At 42.6% G+C, this 17,440-nt stretch carries 14 protein-coding genes; 4 read left to right on the top strand and 10 right to left on the bottom strand.

The window, feature by feature from the left end:
- Positions 1 to 10 precede the first annotated feature (10 nt).
- Together T357_RS0106645 and T357_RS0106650 are read right to left on the bottom strand one after the other, a co-directional pair.
- Positions 11 to 1,114, bottom strand: a complete 1,104-nt coding sequence (locus tag T357_RS0106645) for a type 2 periplasmic-binding domain-containing protein (protein ID WP_242840070.1) — start codon at positions 1,112 to 1,114, stop codon at positions 11 to 13.
- 164 nt (positions 1,115 to 1,278) lie between these two features.
- Complete coding sequence (locus T357_RS0106650) at positions 1,279 to 2,610, bottom strand: enolase C-terminal domain-like protein (protein WP_031549985.1); 1,332 nt, start codon at positions 2,608 to 2,610, stop codon at positions 1,279 to 1,281.
- Positions 2,611 to 3,067: 457 nt separating this feature from the next.
- On the opposite strand from T357_RS0106650, the gene T357_RS0106655 reads away from it, so the two are divergent.
- A complete protein-coding gene (locus T357_RS0106655) occupies positions 3,068 to 3,997 on the top strand; it encodes a LysR family transcriptional regulator (protein ID WP_031549987.1) in 930 nt (309 codons plus the stop codon).
- Positions 3,998 to 4,187: 190 nt separating this feature from the next.
- Here the strand turns inward: T357_RS0106655 and T357_RS0106660 are convergent, their stop codons facing one another.
- A complete protein-coding gene (locus T357_RS0106660; RefSeq protein ID WP_029201983.1) occupies positions 4,188 to 5,711 on the bottom strand; it encodes a UxaA family hydrolase in 1,524 nt (507 codons plus the stop codon).
- Positions 5,712 to 5,903: 192 nt separating this feature from the next.
- On the opposite strand from T357_RS0106660, the gene T357_RS0106665 reads away from it, so the two are divergent.
- A complete protein-coding gene (locus T357_RS0106665) occupies positions 5,904 to 6,812 on the top strand; it encodes a LysR family transcriptional regulator (RefSeq protein ID WP_031549989.1) in 909 nt (302 codons plus the stop codon).
- A 110-nt stretch (positions 6,813 to 6,922) separates the two neighbouring features.
- Here the strand turns inward: T357_RS0106665 and T357_RS0106670 are convergent, their stop codons facing one another.
- From T357_RS0106670 to T357_RS0106680, 3 genes are all read right to left on the bottom strand, one after another.
- On the bottom strand, positions 6,923 to 7,351 hold the full coding sequence (locus T357_RS0106670; protein ID WP_044916329.1) for a DUF3237 family protein: 429 nt from the start codon (positions 7,349 to 7,351) through the stop codon (positions 6,923 to 6,925).
- Between the two features lie 197 nt (positions 7,352 to 7,548).
- The gene (locus tag T357_RS0106675) at positions 7,549 to 9,285 is read right to left on the bottom strand and encodes an ABC-F family ATP-binding cassette domain-containing protein (protein WP_031549993.1); all 1,737 of its coding nucleotides are present in this window, start codon (positions 9,283 to 9,285) and stop codon (positions 7,549 to 7,551) included.
- A 1-nt stretch (position 9,286) separates the two neighbouring features.
- The gene (locus T357_RS0106680) at positions 9,287 to 11,461 is read right to left on the bottom strand and encodes a Tex family protein (protein ID WP_031549995.1); all 2,175 of its coding nucleotides are present in this window, start codon (positions 11,459 to 11,461) and stop codon (positions 9,287 to 9,289) included.
- Positions 11,462 to 11,552: 91 nt separating this feature from the next.
- On the opposite strand from T357_RS0106680, the gene T357_RS0106685 reads away from it, so the two are divergent.
- Entirely contained in the window at positions 11,553 to 12,173 is a 621-nt protein-coding gene (locus tag T357_RS0106685; RefSeq protein ID WP_044916331.1) for a nucleoside/nucleotide kinase family protein, read from the top strand.
- 65 nt (positions 12,174 to 12,238) lie between these two features.
- Here the strand turns inward: T357_RS0106685 and T357_RS0106690 are convergent, their stop codons facing one another.
- Entirely contained in the window at positions 12,239 to 12,466 is a 228-nt protein-coding gene (locus tag T357_RS0106690; protein ID WP_029201977.1) for a hypothetical protein, read from the bottom strand.
- A gap of 581 nt (positions 12,467 to 13,047) precedes the next feature.
- Complete coding sequence (locus T357_RS0106695) at positions 13,048 to 13,365, bottom strand: hypothetical protein (RefSeq protein ID WP_031550004.1); 318 nt, start codon at positions 13,363 to 13,365, stop codon at positions 13,048 to 13,050.
- Positions 13,366 to 13,661: 296 nt separating this feature from the next.
- Here T357_RS0106695 and T357_RS20125 point away from each other — a divergent pair, with 296 nt between their 5' ends.
- Positions 13,662 to 14,588, top strand: a complete 927-nt coding sequence (locus T357_RS20125; RefSeq protein ID WP_049962319.1) for a CAP domain-containing protein — start codon at positions 13,662 to 13,664, stop codon at positions 14,586 to 14,588.
- 179 nt (positions 14,589 to 14,767) lie between these two features.
- On the opposite strand, the gene T357_RS0106705 is transcribed toward T357_RS20125, so the two are convergent.
- Positions 14,768 to 15,085 carry a hypothetical protein gene (locus T357_RS0106705; RefSeq protein ID WP_031550008.1) on the bottom strand — a complete coding sequence of 106 codons (318 nt, stop codon included), beginning with the start codon at positions 15,083 to 15,085 and terminating at the stop codon, positions 14,768 to 14,770.
- Between the two features lie 314 nt (positions 15,086 to 15,399).
- Positions 15,400 to 17,436, bottom strand: coding sequence for a PTS fructose transporter subunit IIABC (locus T357_RS0106710; RefSeq protein ID WP_031550010.1), 2,037 nt, complete (start codon positions 17,434 to 17,436; stop codon positions 15,400 to 15,402).
- Positions 17,437 to 17,440: the final 4 nt, after the last annotated feature.

Genomic DNA, 17,440 nt, shown 5'->3' on the forward strand with positions numbered 1-17,440 from the left:
CAAATTTCAATTAAGCTGTGATTTCGTCAAGGTTTGGAGCCTGCGCGATGATCTCTGCACACATGTCACGCTTATCAAGGATGAACTGCTGTGAAGCCTCTAAGCCTACCTCATCCTCAGAAAGAACTGTGTAGTAAAGCTTCTTCATATCAGCCTGGAAATCAGGATCATTTACAACCTTCTTCATAGCTGCTTCGTACTCAGCAAGTACGTTTGCATCTGTATCCTTAGGGAAGTACATTGCAAAATCCTTAGGGAAGTCAAATGGCTTTCCGTTAAATTCAACACCGTCATCTGCCATAGACTGAATTTCAACGCCTTCTACAGTTGAACCTGAATCAAACATATTCATAGCAAGCTGTGCTTCAACACCGTCAAGTGTATACTGCTCAAATGCTGATGTATCGCCATAGATTACGTCTGCATTTCTGTCCCAAAGTCTCTGAAGCTTCTCAGCTGTTGTACCACCAACGATTGCCTTGATTCTGCTTGCAACCTCATCTCCCTCTTTTGCCTTAACATCAAGGTAGTAAGCTGCAAATGCAATATGTGATGTTCCACCTGCTTCAATATTGAAAGAAACAGTCTTGTCAGGATTTGCCTTAAGATACTCTGTTACATCCTTAAGTGATGTCCATCCGCTTTCCTTTGCTGCACCGAAACAAGCTCCCGGGTTACGACCGAAACGTGGTCCGATTGTCATATTCTCAAGAGAATATTTCTCATCAACTGCTCCGAAAAGAACTGACATATATGTCATATCATGGAACATCATAACAGTCTTTCCATCGCCCTTTGCTGTCTGCATCTCCTCAAGAGCTGCTGCATTTCCGATGGCATCAACTTTACCGTTGAAGCCCATATACTTTGAAAGATATCTTGTAACAACATCAGCCATCATGTATGAATCACCGGATGTAGATGTTGAACCGATAACTACTCTTACATTCTGTCCCTTTAATGATGATTCTCCATCTGCACTCGCTGCAGGAGCTGCTGACTCACCGGATCCTGCTGCCTGTGTTGCTGCTGCGGCTGCAGTGGTTTCTGTTGATGAAGATCCTCCACCAACCTGGATTCCACCGGATGATCCGCAACCGGCAAGAATGCTCATAGCCATAGCACCGGCCAATACTACTGATAATAATTTTTTAATCCTCCTTATAAACAAGACCTTGTACTCAGGTCAAAATATACTTTGTTTCCATTTGTCTTCAACGAAACAGATTTCCCAATCCAGCATCTGAGCTATTTCATTATGAATATTTAAATCCCCGATTATCTAACCATGCAGGGGCGCTTGTTGTCGAACTTCCATCCCGGAATGAGATACTGCATTCCGATGGCATCATCACGTGCTCCGAGGCAGTTATCAGTATAAAGCTTGTTTGCCTTCATGATCTGGTCACGATCAACCTCGATGCCGAGACCTACAGTCTTGTCGATATCGTTAATGCATCCGCCTACGATCTGCATAGGGTTCTTTGTAAGGCGCTCTCTGCCTTCCTGCCAGATCCAGTGAGTATCGATACCGTTAAGCTTGCCCGGAACTGCAGCTGCACACTGCGCTACCATTGCAAGTGAAATATCGAAGTGGTTGTTGGAGTGGCAGCCCCACATAAGACCGAAGTCGTTGCAAAGCTGACCTACACGTACAGATCCTTCCATGGTCCAGAAGTGAGGATCTGCAAGAGGGATGTCTACGCTTTTGAGCTGGATGCAGTGTCTCATCTGTCTCCAGTCTGTATCGATCATGTTTGTGGCAGTCGGCATACCTGTCTCCTGCTTGAACTCAGCCATGATCTCACGTCCTGAGAAACCGTTCTCGGCACCGCAGGGATCTTCGATATAAGCAAGAACCTTCTTGAGGGCAGGGGCTACACGTACTGCCTCTGCAAGGCTCCAGCAGCCATTAGGATCAAGATCTACTCTCGCATCAGGGAACGCTTCCTTGATGGCAGTTACAGCCTTAACTTCCTCATCCGGCTGAAGAACACCGCCCTTAAGCTTGAAATCTTCAAAGCCGTACTTCTCATGGGTTGCCTTTGCAAGAGCTACGATATGCTCGGGATCCATAGCCTCCTCATGACGGAGTCTGTACCAGTCACAGTCTGAATCAGGCTCTTCCTCATAAGGAAGGTCTGTCTTCTTTCTGTCTCCTACATAGAAAAGATATGAAAGGAATCTTACAGATGTTCTCTGGATTCCGTCACCCATAAGGGATGCTGCGGGAACCTCCAGGAACTTACCCATAAGATCAAGGAAAGGAGCTTCGATAGCAGTAACAACATGTACTCCTGTACGAAGATCGAAGGTCTGAAGACCTCTTACGTCATCCTTGATGTTTTCATCAAGCCATGCTCTTACCTTGTTAAGAGTGTTTTTGTAATCAGAAATCTTTGTTCCGATTACCAGATCCTTAACTGCCTCAAGAGCATTTGTGATCTTCTGTCCACCGGGAACCTCACCAACACCTTCAACACCATTTGAATCTGTAAGGATAACAATGTTTCTTGTAAAGTATGGTGCGTGAGCTCCTGAAAGATTAAGCTCCATACAATCGTGTCCTGCTACTGGAAATACTTCCATTTTTGTAATTGTTGGAATCATTTTTACTCTCCTTGTTTATCTATAAAACTCTGCGTTTGTTTCGCGCTTTCTTATTTATGATTGAAGTTTAACTTATGGATAAGTCTAAGTAAAACGGGAAAAACTGATAGTTCAATAAGCTATACTTATGGATAGTGTTTGTTCAATAAGTATTACTATTAGTTAATCTAATAACAATATTAGAAAAACTTAAATTTAACTCGATGACATTATTATTACTTATGTATTATTTAAAGCCTATTTGATTTTGACCATATAATGCTTAAATGATAAACTCAATTAAAGGATCCCGGTCTGTCAAATCAATAAACGTAACCGGGTTTTTATCGTACAGATTGACATCTGAATGACGGCTATAAACAGCGAAAAACCTGCATCAGTATAGAAGCCAATTAGCTCTGCAACTTTATGTCAGATATTAAAGCTCCCAAAAGCAGCATTAATAGAGGAGAATAGTATGGATTTCAGAATTTGCGAATATATTGTGGAAATCGAAAAAGAAGAGAATATTACAAGAGCTGCCAAGAATTTGTTCATTTCACAGTCAGCACTTAATCAGCAATTACTAAAGTTAGAAAAGGACCTTGGAACCCAGCTTTTCTTCCGTTCAAGGACTGACTGGCATCCTACAGAAGCCGGGAAGATTTATCTGGAGGGAGCCAAAAAGGCTTTACTGATAAAGCGGGAAACCTACAAAAAAATCCATGATATCACAAATGCCGGTGAATCCGACCTGAAAATAGGACTCACAACAGGAAGAGGTATCCGTATGTTTACCTCCATTTATCCTGAACTTCACTCAAAATTTTCAAATCTTATTTTTACCCCAATAGAAATGGGAGTATATAAACAAAGAGAAGCACTAAAGAACGGTGACATCGACATAGGCTTCGTGACACTCAGATACGATCAGCGTGGTAATTTTGATTATACATTAATTGGCAAAGAAGAAATGGTTGTTTTGGTTCCTTCTGTGCATCCTATATGTTACGATTACATATGCGTTGACGGGCAACTTCCTATCATTAATCTAAAATCCCTTGAGTACGAACCTTTTACTCTTATGTCTTCTAAATCCAGTAACCGTCAGATAGTGGATGACATTTTCAGTCGCAGCGGATTTATACCTTCCATAATGATGGAAACTAACAATACAGCCAGCATTACTTCCCTCGTTGAGACTTCACTATGCTGTGCTATCATTCCAAGGTATTATGCAGATACTGAGAGTGATAAATATAAATGCTTCGCTCTCCCAAGCCACCCCTCCTGGGATTTGTGTATAGCCACCCGTAAGGGTTCCTACCTTACAGATGCTGAGAAAGAATTCATTAAACTATCGAAGCAATATTGGAAAGAACATCTTATACCGATTCAGTCGAATTAATTTAATATAGTTAACTATACTCGATTTTACAATACCTGTCTCGGCTCCGTTTAAGCAAATACTTTACCCGAGTATCGATTTCAATACTAAAATAGCCCATCAATGCTTAGTACCTACCCCAAAATGTCAGACCAAAATCTAACAATTGGAGGTCGGCACATAAGCATCGATGGGCTTATATATTTTATAATCAGGTTATTGGAGCCGGATTGAATACGCAGAGGTCATTAGCAAAACCATACTGCTCGGTGTAAGGCTTCTTGATTCCTGATGCAACATCCAGGATGAAATCCAGGAGTTCTTCGCCCTGCTCTGCGATGGTCTTGTCACCAACTGCAGCGGGACCTGCATTGAAATCAATGATATCAAACCACTGATCCTTCATTTCATTTCTGGAGCAAAGCTTGATAACCGGTGCAGCAGCAAGACCGTAAGGTGTGCCGCGGCCTGTCATAAATACCTCAAGTCCCATTCCGGATGCAAGCTGTGAAGGACCGCATACGAGATCTGACGCAGGGGTAGCTGCAAAAATCTCACCATGCTTTGTGGGACGATCTCCGGGTGAAAGTACTTCAACGATAGGTGAAGAACCGGACTTGGCGATGGATCCCATGGACTTCTCGATGATATTGGAAAGACCACCCTTCTTGTTTCCCGGTGTGGTATTGGCCCCACGGTCAACTCCGCCGTTTCTCAGGTAGCTGTCGTACCACTTCATTTCCTCTACAAGTCTCTTGCCGACTTCTTCATTTATACATCTCTCAGCTATAAACTGAACTCCGTCTCTTACCTCAGTTACCTCTGAGAACATAACTGTTCCGCCGCCGGAAACTATGAGATCTGCTGCATAGCCGGCTGTAGGGTTTGCTGTGATTCCTGAGAATGCATCCGAACCTCCGCACTGCATACCAACCAGAAGATCTGACAGAGGAAGCTCCTCTCTCTTTCTTTCATTAAGGATCTTAAGCTTCTTTTCCGCCATTTCAATGATGGCATCCATCATAGCCTGATAACCTTTGTGTTCCTGGAGGACAACAACATTATCCTTATTGTTAAGCTCAGGCCACCACTCACAGAAACGGTCAACTGTGAACTTCTCGCAACCGAGACCTACAAGCATAAATACACCGCCGAAATTCGGGTGCATGGCAATGTTTCTGATAATCTTCTGTGGAATGTAGGCATCGGGTGCATCAATGGCAACACCGCAGCCGTAGGGATGATTGATAGCCACAACGTCGTCAACATTAGGATACTTGGGAAGGATCTCAGCCTTGATCTTTTTAATGGCAACGTTGAGAACTCCGGCAACGCACTGTACTGTGGTGTTGATGCCGAGAATGTTTCTGGTTCCGGCATAGAAACCGTTAGGATTCTTATATCCCATCCAGGTAGTTCTCTTGGGCTTCGGAAGATCTGTCCTTAGGTTTGTGGCAAACTTCATGCTGTCAAGATCCGGGGCCGGAGCCATAATGAGATTTTTCTCATTTACCCATCCGCCAACGGGTATATCCTCTGAGGTGGTTCCGAGGCAGACACCGTATCTTATAACCTCAGTGCCTTTCTTTAATTCCTTTAATGCTATTTTATGTGCCTGAGGAATATCAACCGCAGTTACAACACCCGGCATAACCTCTGTTCCCTTAGGCAGGTCATTAATTGCAATGGCAACATTATCCTTTTCTGTTATCTGGATACATAATCTTTTGGCCATATGAACCTCCGTATCTATTATCATTTACAAAACTTTTCGTTCCGTGTAGAATAAGTATAATTTCATCGATAAGATAAGTAAAATTAATTAATGTGAATCTTCTATAAGTTTTGCTAATTTGCAATCAGTGGCCGCTCTACCTGAAATCTGTATACCTGATATCAGGATATAACGGCTCTCATCGAGGAGATAATGGATACTAAATTAATTGAGTATATAATCAAGATAGCCGATGAAGGCTCCATAACAAAAGCGGCTGAGAAGCTTTTCATCACTCAGTCAGCATTATCGCAGCAGCTTCAGAAGCTGGAGAAGGAAGTCGGCACTCCCCTTTTTGTCAGAAGCAAAGCTGCCTGGGCACCAACCCCTGAAGGTCAGATATATTTGGATAATGCAAGGGAAATGCTTAGGATCAAGCAAAAGACCTACACCATCATTGCCGATATGGTTAATAAACACAATGGCTATCTCTCCGTAGGTATGACTCCGGGAAGAGGCTTCGATATGTTTTCCTATGTTTATCCCATATTCCATGATATGTACCCGGAATTTACTGTCGAGCCAAGGGAGCTTAGCGTTAAGCAGCAGCAGGATGCCGTTCATAAGGGAGAGCTGGATATCGGCTTCGTTACTCTGACCGATGGACAGAAAACCGGGGACGAATACATAGATCTGTTTAAGGAAGAAATATATCTCGCCTTACCTGCGGATTATCCGCTAAGTAAAGAGTATCTTCAGTCAGAGGAAAAGTATCCCACTGTTCCTCTCACAGCTCTGCAGTATGAACCTTTCGTTATGATGTACAAGGAATCCACCATCCGTAAGATGGTGGACCAGATATTCCGTGATGCGGGCTTTACACCAACGGTGCTTTTTGAGACTTCAAGTAATATGACTATACTTTCGATGATAAAGGCTCATCTCGCCTGTGGTCTCCTGCCTTACCATTACGTAAAACAAAAACCGGAGGGAGTGCGTTTTCTCAGATTGCCTTTCCGCCCTACCTGGAAGGTATGTGTGACCTATCATAAAAATGCATACCTCAGTAAAGCAGCAAAGGACTTTATTGACCTTGTAACGGAGTACTGGCAAAAGGAATAAACATCACTATAAACAATTCAAGTTATAGCAAGAGGGCATCCATTTAAAAAGGATGCCCTCTCTATATCAAAAAAATACCGGTTTAGATTTCACAGGCTCAGCCTTCACTTTTATCTGACTACCTCATAGTAGCGGATGCGAAGCCCTTCCTCTACTCTCATGCCTTCACCTATAAAGCGGTCTGCGTGAAGGTATGGTGCCAGCTTTTTGGAATCGGTTATGAATTTAGGCGTACTGATCCACGGCTTTGGTCTTTCCCCATTGGTGAACCAGGCATTGTTTTCAAGGTAGATATGACAGTCGTTGCCGTCGGCATCTTTTCCTGTCAGCATATATCTTGCAGACATATGTCTTACACCCGCCTGATTTGTGACCTGGGTATCTACACCGCAGGGCTCAATTATCCCGTTAAAGATATCACCCTTTACTGTGCCGCCGAAGGGTATCATCTTGACATGACCTATCTCGCTGTCAAGCTCCACAGTCTTTTCCGGAAATGTCTGAACCATAAGTTCCATTACAAGTTTGCCTTTTTCCATATTGCTTCTCACTTTCTAACCATAAAGGTTTAATTCTTAAAATACCTACAACTGATTATTCTAATGCCAAATATATCCCAAAGTAAAAGTGAAGAAACTACTGCAACAATTATTTTTTCTAATCAAAGAGAATCATTATCCGTAAGGACCAGATTTTTAAAGGCATAGACTTTCACCCATGCCTTTATTTTATATCATCACTTTATTTCCGAAAGTTCTTCAGATGTGGTTTCCCATATCTCGTACAGCTCTTCCAGTCTCGCATCGTTCTTCTCGTGCTCCTTGTGGAGTTCCATTAGTTTTCCTACATCCGCTGCGATATCCGGATTCTGGTATTCATCATCCAGCACCTGATTTCTTGCTTCCAGCCTCTGGATCTCATCCTCTGTAGATTTGAGTGTTCTCTCAAGTCTCTGAAGATTCTTTTTGAGCTCCTTCTGCTGAAGCCAGTCTGTTTTCTGCTCGGATTCCTGAACGGTCACAGGCTGAACCGGGACTGCACCCTTATTGTCGGCATTGTCAGTTCCTGCAGCTCCGTATCTTCTCACATCCTCTTTCTTTTCGAGGTAGTAGTCATAGTTTCCGATGTAATTGTCAAAGCGGTTCTCGAAAAGCTCCAGTATACGGCTTGAAGTTTTGTTTATGAAATATCGGTCATGCGATACGTAAAGTACCGTTCCCTCATAATTGTTTATGGCATCCTCCAGAACCTCTCTGCCCTGAATATCAAGATGGTTGGTAGGCTCGTCCAGTATCAGGAAATTGGCATTACTCAGCATAAGCTTTGCAAGTGATACACGTCCCTGCTCACCACCGCTGAGATCCCCTATACGCTTATATACGTCATCCCCACGGAACAGAAAAGCTGCAAGAACATTACGAACCTTTGTGTTATTGAGATACGGATACTCATCCTGAATTTCATCAAAGATGGTCTTATCCATATGAAGTACTGCATGTTCCTGATCGTAGTAACCGATCTCAACATTGGTGCCCAGCTTAAAGGAGCCTGTATCTGCATCCACCTGCTGGTTTAAAATTTTAAGCAGCGTTGTCTTTCCGGTTCCGTTGGCGCCGATCACAGCCACATGTTCCCCACGCTTTATCTCAAAAGAAATATTTGAGAACAATGTCTTATCATCAAATGCCTTGCTAAGATCCTTCACGGAAAGAACATCATTTCCTGACTGAACGCTTGGTGTAAGGGCAAGCCTCATCTCATTATCAAGCTCTTCAGGCTTATCAAGAAGTTCTACCTTGGCTAATGCCTTCTCCCTGGACTCTGCTCTCTTTATAGACTTTTCTCTGTTGAACTGTTTAAGCTTGTCTATAACCGCCTGCTGGTGCTGTATCTCCTGTTGCTGATTGAGGTAAGCCTTAAGCTCAGCATCACGGATCTGCTTTTTCTTAACGGCATGCTCTGAATAATTTCCCTTATACATGCGGGCTTTTCCGTTATCCAGGTCAATGATCTTGGTTACCACATGATCAAGGAAATATCGGTCGTGGGATACCAGGAGAACAGCTCCGTCATAACGCTTAAGCACTTTTTCCAGCCACTGTATGGATTCGATATCCAGATGGTTTGTGGGCTCATCCAGGATAAGAAGATCCGGCTTATCCTGAAGTATCTCTTCCAGTCTTTTTCTGGTTTTCTGACCTCCGGAAAGAGTATCGAAATCATCTACGCCGGTTTCTATGTCGGCATGCTGCTGTGCAAGATAACCTATCTTCTTGTCTTTAGAGAAGGCAATGACAGTTTCGGAATCGTCAGGTTCCTCCACTCCCAATATACAACGAATAAGCGTCGTCTTGCCGGAACCGTTGATTCCGACAATCGCCGCTTTTTCTTTGTCCTCAAGATGGAAGGTTACGCCTTTGAGGATCTGTTTTCCTATATAGGTTTTATTTAAATTGGCAATATTAAGTATCATATTATTTCTGCGGAACGCCCTTCATTGAAAGGGATATCTTTTTGCGGTCTTTGTCAACGGAAAGGACTTTTACATTTACGATGTCTCCGACTTTCACTACGTCAAGGGGGTGCTTGACGAATTTATCGGCGATCTGGGAGATATGTACGAGGCCGTCCTGATGAACTCCGATATCTACGAATGCTCCAAAGTCAATGACGTTACGGACTGTTCCGGCAAGTACCATGCCCGGGGTGAGGTCATCAAAATCAAGGACATCGGATCTTAATACAGGAGCCGGTACATCCTCACGGGGATCACGTCCAGGTTTTGCAAGTTCTTTTACTATATCCTGAAGTGTATATTCTCCGATACTCATCTTCTTTGCAAGCTCCGGTATGGATGCCTTTGCCTCTTTGAGTTTTTTCTCAATGTCTCTGGTATTACCGTTCTTAACGTCTTCGGCGGTAAATCCCAAAAGCTTCAAAAGTTCCCTGGCTGCTTCGTAACTCTCCGGATGTACCGAAGTCATATCAAGAACGTCCTCGCCGTCACGGATACGGAGGAAACCTGCACACTGCTCATAGGCTTTTGGTCCAAGCTTGGGAACCTTCAGAAGATCTTTTCTGGAGGTGAAAGCACCGTTCTCTTCACGATATGCAACGATATTCTTTGCGATATTCTTGTTTATACCTGAAACATATTCAAGGAGTGAGAATGAAGCTGTATTAACATCTACACCTACCTTGTTTACACAGTCTTCCACAACGTTTCCGAGCTGCTCTCCCAGCTTTGACTGGTTCATATCATGCTGATACTGGCCGACACCGATGGACTTGGGATCGATCTTAACAAGCTCTGCCAGAGGATCCTGTAAACGTCTAGCCATGGAGGTTGCGGATCTTTGTCCAACATCAAAATTCGGGAACTCCTCTGTAGCAAGCTTTGATGCGGAATAAACTGAGGCTCCGGCTTCGTTTACGATCACATATTTCACAGGCAGCTTACTCTTCTTTATGAAATCAGCTATAATCTGCTCTGATTCTCTGGAAGCTGTTCCGTTTCCCAGAGAAATGATGTCAACATTATACTTACGGATAAGTCCTTCGATAACGTGCATAGCCTCAGCCACCTTATTTTGTGGTGCTGTAGGGAATATAACTGTTGTGTCAAGCACCTTTCCGGTGGGATCAACAACAGAAATCTTACAGCCGGTTCTGAAAGCAGGATCCCATCCAAGAACAGTCTTTCCGATAATTGGCGGCTGCATGAGAAGCTGACCCAGATTCTCGCCAAATACCTTTATGGCTCCGTCCTCAGCCTTTTCGGTAAGATCATTTCGTATCTCTGTCTCAATTGACGGACTGATCAGTCTCTTATATGCATCTATGGCTGTCTCTTCAAGATAAGGTGTTGTTTCCTTATTCCTTCCGGCACCTATATGACGCTTCATGAAACTGATTATCTCCTCCTCCGGAGCCTCGATCTTAACTGTAAGGATCTTTTCACTTTCTCCTCTGTTAAGAGCAAGGATACGATGCCCCGGAATCTTTTTAATGGGTTCCTGATAATCATAATAGTTGTCATATACAGTTTTCTCTTCAGCCTGAGCCTTGGTCTTTGCGGCAGACACTATGAGACCTTCGGCATAGGTCTTTTTACGTATCCACTCTCTGAGACTTGCACTGTCTGCCAATGTCTCCGCGATGATATCTTCTGCACCTGCAATGGCCGTCTTAACATCAGGAACTTCCTTTTCTTCATTTACATACTTAAGAGCTTCCTCTGTAACAGAAACAGAGGATTTTCCTGAGAAAATGAATACAGCCAGGGGTTCGAGACCTCTTTCCTTAGCGATCATGGCTCTGGTGCGGCGCTTCGGTTTATAAGGACGATAGATATCCTCAAGCTTTACCGCAGTCTCAGCTTCGTCAATCTGCTTTCTCAATTCATCGGTAAGCTTACCCTGTTCTTCTATGGAAGCAAGGATAGTATTCTTTCTGTCCTCCAGGTTACGGAGATATTTTAAACGTTCATCAAAAGTACGGAGAACATCATCGTGCATTGCACCGGTTGCTTCCTTACGATAACGGGCTATGAACGGAATGGTATTCCCCTCATCTATAAGCTTGATCACAGCTTCAGTCTGTGTCTTTTTGATTCCAAGTTCTTTAGTAATGATTTCAACAATATCCATATAAATCTCCATATAAAAGCTTTTTAAAAAATCCCGTATATTATATCATGATAGAAGGCATAAAAGAAACATAAGAGTAAGGAGATAACCTATGGATACTATCGATATAAAAGAACGCCGCTTTGCACCTGCCGTTGAAGCTATAAATGATCTTCTGAGTGATGAAGAATATATGGATGAAGAAGTAATCCTAATCGCCATAGATGGCCGTTCCGGCAGCGGAAAAACAAGACTATCTGCCTTCCTGGCCGGAAAGTATGATGCCAATGTCTTCCACATGGATGATTTCTTCCTGCAGGAATCCCAGCGAACACCTGAACGCATGTCTGAAATCGGCGGCAATGTAGACTACGAAAGATTCCGTGAAGAAGTCCTTATCCCCTTATGGTACGGCGATGATGTGGTCTACCGTCCGTTTAACTGCAGGACTATGAAAATCGAAAAAGAAAAAGAACAGGTCATAAAACATAAACGCATCAATATCGTAGAAGGTTCCTACAGCCTGCATCCCTACTTTGGAGAACCCTACCAGTTAAAAATCTTCTGCGACATCGATCCCGAAAGTCAGCTTACAAACATCTCAACACGTATAGGCGATAATCCCGAAATGCTGTCAAAATTCAAAGATATCTGGATCCCAAAAGAAAATGAATACTTTGAGAAAAATAAAACCTCCGAAAACTCCGATGTCTATATAGACTGGAATGATTGAAATTAACAAGTGATGTGCAAAGTGTATTGTTTCCTACACCAAGCGCATCACTTTTTTAATGTCTCTTATGAATAAAGCTTCTGCTCCACCAGCTTATATATACGTCTGTAATATCTCGCCCTGTGACGCTGACGTTCTATCTCCCTGTCAATCTGATAAAAAAGATAAACACTTCCAAGACTTATGCCATACCCAAGATATCGAACTTCCCTGAACTCACAAAGAGATGCTATAAGGCCCAGCACTAATAAAAATCCAACTACAAACTGAAATGTTCTGATATTGATTCTCATGTCATGATCCCCCTTTTGTTTTTTTAAACATCCGCCTTCAGTACCCACTCCCGAAAGCCTCCAATCTGCAAAACCCGATGCCATCCCTCTTACAACATCCACAGTATAACACTGTACAAACGTTTTGTAAACAGCCGTTCGCAAAATATTTGTTTTGTGAATACCCGTTCCGCAAATCATTGTTTGTTTTTACCTACACAAGAATAATAACCAATCACCACGACAAAAAAATGTACATATAAATCAAAACGTTTATTCGTTTCAATATTAAGTTATCGTAATGTGAAAACTTAACTTCCATTTTTTTTGACCGACAATCACCAAATGTAGAAGTTACTCTTGCACAGCCACTTTCTTATATGTAAGTTGATTAAGCCACCATGGACGCACTACACGGTACCGCTAATTGCAAAAATACCTCCAAAGTAGCCTTTGGTTATTCAACCCATCTACTTTGGAGGTATCATATCATTTGGTACGGCAGCCTCTTTGTAACGTATTTATAGATACATCATTTCAGAACGTTCTGAACTGATTTATGCATCTTGCCTGCAAATTAACCATCTGTCCGGACCGGTTGTTTAGATTGTATCAACAACACCTTCTTCTAAAATATTTCCATTTTCATCTACATAACAACCGTTTATTTCTGTATATACTACCATGTATCCATCAGACCCAAAATAACACTTTTCTTTTTTTCCGTCTCCATCAGTGTCAACCCATGTCCATAGATCTTTTAACGCTTCTCCGGTGTTATTATCTGTCCAGCATGTTCCAACAGAGTCATGCTTTAATGTTCCTTCACTTGGGTTGTTTCTTACACAGGCTGCAAATGTTGTAAGGCTCATTGCTGTGACTGCCACCATTGTAGCAATCAGTATTCTTATCTTATTCATATATCCCTCCTTGGCGTATTTATTATTTTTTCAACATCCAATCACAATATAATTATGCCACGAATTATTTGAAAAATATATAGTTTCAATAAATTTTCTGTTTTTAAGGGATTTTTTAAGAATACGTCCAATACCTGGGTACACATGTTTATAAAAATTTTATGGTACACGGTATACAGGTACCCGACCTCAGGTGTGAGTTTTATTACTTACTTTTAAAAATGAGGTGTTGAAAAAACTTTCAAGATGTGATAATTATATTATTAATTAAATTTGCAATCGAAAGGTTAATCTATATGTGTTTTTTTAAGTTTTTGAGAAAGTTCGCAGGTATCTTTACCGCTCTGCTTGCCGTTGGCAGCATTTCAACGATTACATCACTCGCAGACTGGGAGCAGACAGAAAATGGCTGGATGTATTTCGAGTCAACCACAGGAATGATGGCAACAGGCTGGAAACAGATCGACGGTAAATGGTACTGCTTAAATGATTCCGGTATTCTCTACACAAATTGTACAACACCTGACGGATACTATGTGGATGCTAATGGTGTATGGGTTGATAATGCCGGATACTCATCATATAACGCAGCATCAAACAGCGTAACAGCATGCTCTACTTCTGGTCAGAAGACACTGAATGAGCTCTATCAAGAGAATTTTGATAACGGCACATTCATCAATTATGGTGCTTCAACAACCTTCATCGATTATGGTTCAAGTGGTAACAGCTCTAATGATAGTGATGAGTCAGCAAAGTCTCTTGATGAGCTTTCAAATTCAGAAATCTACAAGCTGATCACAGGTTCATACAATTCAGCGTCTGACCCTACAAAGGGATTAAGCGATGATGAAGCTATCGATGCAGTGGTATATCTTGTAAATGTTCTTAGAGATAAGAAGGGTCTTGATCAAGTAGTTATCGACGATACCGTACAGGAAGCGGCCGAGATAAGAGCAGAAGAGGCAAGTGAGAAGTTCTCACATACAAGACCAGATGGGAGCGACTGTTTCACAGCCCTTGACGAGTTAGGATGGCCAATGGATACCCACGCGGCAGAGAACCTTGCTCAGGGACAGAAGACAGCCCTTCAGGTAGTTAATGCATGGTGGCATAGTTCTGGTCACAAGCATAACATGATGCACGAAAAGAACAACTACATCGGTGTTGGAATCTCCGGAAGCGGATATTCAAAAACATGGGCACAGATGTTCTCATCTTAACGAAACACAAAAATACCTCCAAAGTAGCCTTTGGTTATTCAACCCATCTACTTTGGAGGTATCATATTATTTGGTGCAGCAGCATCTTTGTAACGTATTAAAATATACATCATTCCAAAACGTTCTGAACTGATTTATTAATCTTTCCTGCAAATCAACCATCTGTCCGGACCGGTTGTTTAGATCGTATCAACAACACCTTCTTCTAAAATATTTCCATTTTCATCTACATAACAACCGTTTATTTCTGTATATACTACCATGTATCCATCAGACCCAAAATAACACTTTTCTTTTTTTCCGTCTCCATCAGTGTCAACCCATGTCCATAGATCTTTTAACGCTTCTCCGGTGTTATTATCTGTCCAGCATGTTCCAACAGAGTCATGCTTTAACGTTCCTTCACTTGGGTTGTTTCTTACACAGGCTGCAAATGTTGTAAGGCTCATTGCTGTGACTGCCACCATTGTAGCAACCAATATTCTTATCTTATTCATATATTCCTCCTTGGCGTATTTATTATTTTTTCAACATCCAATCACAATATAATTATGCCACGAATCATTTGAAAAATATATAGTTTCAATAAATTTTCTGTTTTTAAGGGTATTTTTAAGAGTTTAAGGAATGCTGCCTTAATACTTTACCCACGGCTGCATCCTTAAATAATTCTGTTCTTCTGTTGCCTCTGCTCATCAGAAGTTACTTTTGCAAAGTATAATTTAGCTGCTTTTTATAGTGGAATACTCCATTTCAAAAGCCCCCGAGAGTCATAACTCCCAGGGGCCCAATACCTAAATTCAGATTGTTATTATTCAACATCCTTCTTGAGGATTCCAAGAAGTGCACATGTTACTGCAGAACCTGCAAGCCATGCAACGATATACATTACAGGGTTACCAACAGTTGCGAAAACGAAGATTCCGCCGTGAGGAGCTCTGAGTGTGCATCCGAAGAGAGCTGAAAGAAGTCCGGCAACACCTGCACCTGCCATTGTTGCAGGGATAACATGTCCCGGATCAGCAGCTGCAAACGGGATAGCACCCTCTGTAATGAATGAAGCACCCATGATGATATTTGAGATCCATGATGACTTTTCTGCTGCTGTGAACTTCTTAGGGAAAAGCTTACATGCAAGTGCGATACCTACAGGAGGAACCATACCACCGGCCATAACTGCTGCCATGGAGATAAATGCTGCGCTCTCAAGTGAAGGATCAACAGCTGCCTGAGCAAGCATACCTGAACCGAAAACATATGCTGCCTTGTTGATAGGACCACCCATATCGATAGCCATCATCGCACCAAGGAGAAGACCTAAAAGCCAGATTTGACCGCTTGCATAGATACCATTAAGAGCTGCTGAAAGAGCTGTATTGATGAAACCGATGATAGGGTTGAAAATGAAGCACATCAGTACACCTACGATAAATACACCGCAAAGTGGATAGATGAGGATCGGACGGATACCAGCAAGTGACTGAGGAAGCTTCTCTGTTGACTTCTTAAGCCAGTTTACAACATAACCTGAAATGAAACCGATTACGATAGCACCAAGGAAACCTGATACAGTATTTACACCGTCTGCTGAAAATGCAAACTTTGAAATAAACTGACTGAATCCGTCACCATTGCTTCCGAGATTTGTCCAGGTATCCATATATCCGCCGATGGCTGCATTACCGGAAGCGGCAAGCATACCACCTGTGAAACCAACCGCAAGACCAGGACGATCAGCGATAGAGTAAGCTATGTAACCTGCAAGAACAGGGATCATGAGACCCATTGCCTGTCCGCCGACATACTTCAGGAATGCTGCAAGAGGTGTAGCCGAACCGAAGCTTCCGCGTGCTGTTGCTCCATATCCTGCAAGAGTATCCACAAGGAATGCGATAGCCACAAGGATACCGCCGCCGATAACGAACGGAAGCATGTGTGAAACACCGCTCATAAGATGCTTATAAGCCTGATGTCCTGCATTACCCTGTGCCTTATCTGAAGCCTCGTTCTCTGATGCGCCTGAACCCGAGAATACAGGAACTGTTCCACTGAGAGCCTTATTGATAAGCTCCTTAGGCTTATTGATTCCCTCTGCAACGTGAGCTTCAAGAACAGGCTTTCCTGCAAAACGGTCAACCGGAACCTTAGCGTCAGCCGCAATGATGATAGCCTTTGCTGCCTTTATCTCATCAGCTGTGACCACATTCTTAGCTCCGCCGCTGCCTCGTGTCTCAACCTTGATCTTAACACCCATTTCCTTGCCGGCCTTTTCAAGAGCCTCAGCTGCCATGTAGGTATGAGCAATACCTGTAGGGCAGGAAGTAACTGCAAGAATCTCATAGCCGTCGCTTGATGCAGATGCAGAAGCCTTTGCAGCTTCCTCTGCATCCTTGGCATCCTCAGCCTTTTCAATAATATTGAGGAACTCCTCAGGGCTCTTTGCAGCACGAAGATCGCTTACGAATTTCTCATCCATAAGTAATGTAGAAAGACGTGAAAGAACATCGAGGTGAACATTATCCTTAGTGTTTGGTGCAGCGATAAGGAAAATCAGATTAACAGGTTCTCCGTCAAGGGCATCATATTCAACTCCCTCAGGAAGAACCATTGCAGCAAGACCGGGTCTCTTAACAGAATCAGACTTGCAGTGAGGAATTGCGATACCTTCTCCGATACCTGTTGTAGACTCCTCTTCACGTGCGAAAACGCCTTTCTTGTAAACTTCCTTGTCAGAAAGATTCTGGCGTTTGTCCATAAGGTCAACCATCTTATCGATGGCATCTGTCTTGCTTGATGCTATTCCATTAAGATCAATGCATGACGGGGATAATAAATCTCTTACTCTCATTTTT

This window comes from Oribacterium sp. FC2011, assembly GCF_000701645.1.
In the GTDB taxonomy this organism is placed as follows: Bacteria; Bacillota; Clostridia; order Lachnospirales; family Lachnospiraceae; genus Oribacterium.

Excerpts from the sequence above, each read along its gene's own strand:
- T357_RS0106695 (WP_031550004.1), bottom strand. The coding sequence starts at position 13,365 with ATGAATAAGATAAGAATACTGATTGCTACAATGGTGGCAGTCACAGCA.
- T357_RS0106670 (WP_044916329.1), bottom strand. The coding sequence starts at position 7,351 with ATGGAAAAAGGCAAACTTGTAATGGAACTTATGGTTCAGACATTTCCG.
- T357_RS0106690 (WP_029201977.1), bottom strand. The coding sequence starts at position 12,466 with ATGAGAATCAATATCAGAACATTTCAGTTTGTAGTTGGATTTTTATTA.
- T357_RS0106650 (WP_031549985.1), bottom strand. The coding sequence starts at position 2,610 with ATGATTCCAACAATTACAAAAATGGAAGTATTTCCAGTAGCAGGACAC.
- T357_RS0106655 (WP_031549987.1), top strand. The coding sequence starts at position 3,068 with ATGGATTTCAGAATTTGCGAATATATTGTGGAAATCGAAAAAGAAGAG.
- T357_RS0106660 (WP_029201983.1), bottom strand. The coding sequence starts at position 5,711 with ATGGCCAAAAGATTATGTATCCAGATAACAGAAAAGGATAATGTTGCC.
- T357_RS0106675 (WP_031549993.1), bottom strand. The coding sequence starts at position 9,285 with ATGATACTTAATATTGCCAATTTAAATAAAACCTATATAGGAAAACAG.
- T357_RS0106665 (WP_031549989.1), top strand. The coding sequence starts at position 5,904 with ATGGATACTAAATTAATTGAGTATATAATCAAGATAGCCGATGAAGGC.
- T357_RS0106705 (WP_031550008.1), bottom strand. The coding sequence starts at position 15,085 with ATGAATAAGATAAGAATATTGGTTGCTACAATGGTGGCAGTCACAGCA.
- T357_RS0106645 (WP_242840070.1), bottom strand. The coding sequence starts at position 1,114 with ATGAGCATTCTTGCCGGTTGCGGATCATCCGGTGGAATCCAGGTTGGT.
- T357_RS0106680 (WP_031549995.1), bottom strand. The coding sequence starts at position 11,461 with ATGGATATTGTTGAAATCATTACTAAAGAACTTGGAATCAAAAAGACA.
- T357_RS0106710 (WP_031550010.1), bottom strand. The coding sequence starts at position 17,436 with ATGAGAGTAAGAGATTTATTATCCCCGTCATGCATTGATCTTAATGGA.
- T357_RS0106685 (WP_044916331.1), top strand. The coding sequence starts at position 11,553 with ATGGATACTATCGATATAAAAGAACGCCGCTTTGCACCTGCCGTTGAA.
- T357_RS20125 (WP_049962319.1), top strand. The coding sequence starts at position 13,662 with ATGTGTTTTTTTAAGTTTTTGAGAAAGTTCGCAGGTATCTTTACCGCT.